The sequence below is a fragment of the Frankia gtarii genome (assembly GCF_025403375.1).
GTDB lineage: Bacteria > Actinomycetota > Actinomycetes > Frankiales > Frankiaceae > Frankia > Frankia gtarii.
In genome coordinates, this window is the sequence record NZ_JAMPTM010000493.1 from 1 (window position 1) to 2,135 (window position 2,135).

Consider the following 2,135-nt stretch of genomic DNA (forward strand, 5'->3'; position numbering starts at 1 on the left):
TGCCGGGGGTGGACGTCAGGCCGGCTGCGGTGCCGGGGTGGAGACCCGCGGGGCCTCGGTGGTCGTCTCGCCGGGACCCTCACCGGCGGCGATGAAGCGCTCCGCGTCGAGGGCGGCGGCGCACCCGGTGCCGGCCGCGGTGATCGCCTGCCGGTAGGTGTGGTCGACCACGTCGCCGCAGGCGAACACGCCGTCGAGGTTCGTCTTGGTGGTGGGGTGCGCGACCTTCACGTAACCGGCGTCGTCCAGCTCGAGCTGGCCGCGGAGCAGCTCGGTTCGCGGATCGTGGCCGATCGCGACGAACAGGCCGGTGATGTCGAGGTCGTCGGTCTTGCCGGTGACCGTGTCGTGGAGACGGACGCCGCTGAGCTTGTCCTCGCCGAGGATCTCGGCGACGTCGGCGTTCCACCGGAACCGGATCTTGTCGTTGGAGAAGGCCCGCTCCTGCATGATCGCGCTCGCCCGCAGCTTGTCCCGCCGGTGGATCACCGTGACCGATCGGGCGAAGCGGGTCAGGAACGTCGCTTCCTCCATCGCCGAGTCACCGCCGCCGACGACGGCGATGTCCTGGTCGCGGAAGAAGAATCCGTCACAGGTCGCGCAGGCCGACACTCCACGCCCGAGCAGCCGCTCCTCGTGCTCGACGCCGAGCTTGCGGTAGGCCGAGCCGGTGGCGACGATGACCGTGCGCGCCAGGAACGTCTGGTCCTCGACCTTGACGACCTTCGGGTTGGCGGTGAGGTCGAGCTCGGTCACGTCGTCGGCGACCAGCTCGGCGCCGAACCGCTCCGCCTGCTGGCGCAGCTGTTCCATCAGCTCCGGGCCCTGCACGCCCGCGGGAAAGCCGGGAAAGTTCTCGACCTCGGTGGTGTTCATGAGCGCGCCGCCCGCGGCTACCGCGCCCTCGAAGACGAGTGGCCGCAGGTTGGCCCGGGCAGTGTAGATGGCGGCCGTGTAACCTGCCGGCCCCGAGCCGACGATGATGACATCGCGCACGTCGTCTGCCGATCCGCCACCGTGACCGGTGACGTCCTGGACCTGCTGCTGGGCTGTCACACCCGCTCCTTTCGCGCTGCGCGATTCCCCGTCAGCCGGGGTGGACCCCGCCGGTGCCCTTCGGCCCCGGTGTCGCGTCGGGATCCCTGCTCGTGGGTCTGGTGTTCCGTGAAGACGCTGTCCGAGAGCGACAACGGTCCTTGAGGGCGTCTGATTCCATCCCGTGCCCGCCGGTGCTGGGTAATCGCAGATCATCGATGTCGGTGGTCACGCTACCCGCGCCGGGTGGTCGCGCTGTACCACAATGCTGCGGATGCGCTGATGATGCCGCAGTGCGCGTCGACGACGAGCACCCGCGCGGCCGCCGGCTGCACGGGGATGGACAACACGACCAGCAGCGCCGGCTGACTGTCATACCGGACGCGATCGACCGCGAGGATTTCCCCGCCGGACTGGGCGATCAGACTCTGGTAGCAGGTACGCAGATCGGGGTTGTCCAGCAGCGCACGCAGCCGTTGACCCGCCGCGGCCTGCGGTGCCGCCACGACGGACCCGGGCTGGCGTGCGACCGCCTGGAACGGCAGGACACCCGCCGCCGTCGCCGACACCACGGTCCCCCGCTCCGCGATGGTCCCCGTCGGTCCGGTCAGCTGTAGGGGCAGCGTGACCGAACCCGCGATCTGGCCCGCGAGCAGCTCCCTGCTGTGCTGGCCGACGTCGGCAGGGTCGAGGTTCGTCCGCGAGTCCGCCATCATCGTCAGCCCGGCTGGCCCGGCCGGCGAGGTCGCGGCGGCGCCGGCCGAATCCCGGCCCAGCGCGACGCTCGCCGCCGCGACCGGATGGTCGGCGTCCACCACCCGCAGGCCGTAGAAGGCGAGGACGGCAGCGCCGAAGGTGAGGAACGCCGCGCAGACCGCCGCGATCGACACCCAGTCCCATCGCGGGGCCGATGACGGGCCTGACGCCAGCCGCTGCTCGCCGCGGGCTCCGGTCCGCCGGGCCGAGCCGGCCCGGCGGACCGGAGCCCGGACGGGGCGAATTCCGCGACCGCGAGCGTCGCCGGGCCACGGCCGACCGCCGCGGTGGGTGCCCGGGGTGCCGCCGTGGTCGGTCTCGGTCTGATGAGCGCCGGTCTGGGG

2 protein-coding genes are annotated in these 2,135 nt (G+C 71.9%); both read right to left on the minus strand.

Annotation, left to right across the window (positions count from 1 at the left end; genetic code table 11):
* Positions 1-15: 15 nt before the first annotated feature.
* The gene (gene trxB, locus NBZ83_RS31765) at positions 16-1,056 is read right to left on the minus strand and encodes a thioredoxin-disulfide reductase (RefSeq protein WP_261567082.1); all 1,041 of its coding nucleotides are present in this window, start codon (positions 1,054-1,056) and stop codon (positions 16-18) included.
* Positions 1,057-1,268: 212 nt separating this feature from the next.
* Positions 1,269-2,135: RsmA family anti-sigma factor (locus tag NBZ83_RS31770; protein WP_261576469.1), on the minus strand; the 867-nt coding region annotated here is incomplete at its 5' end.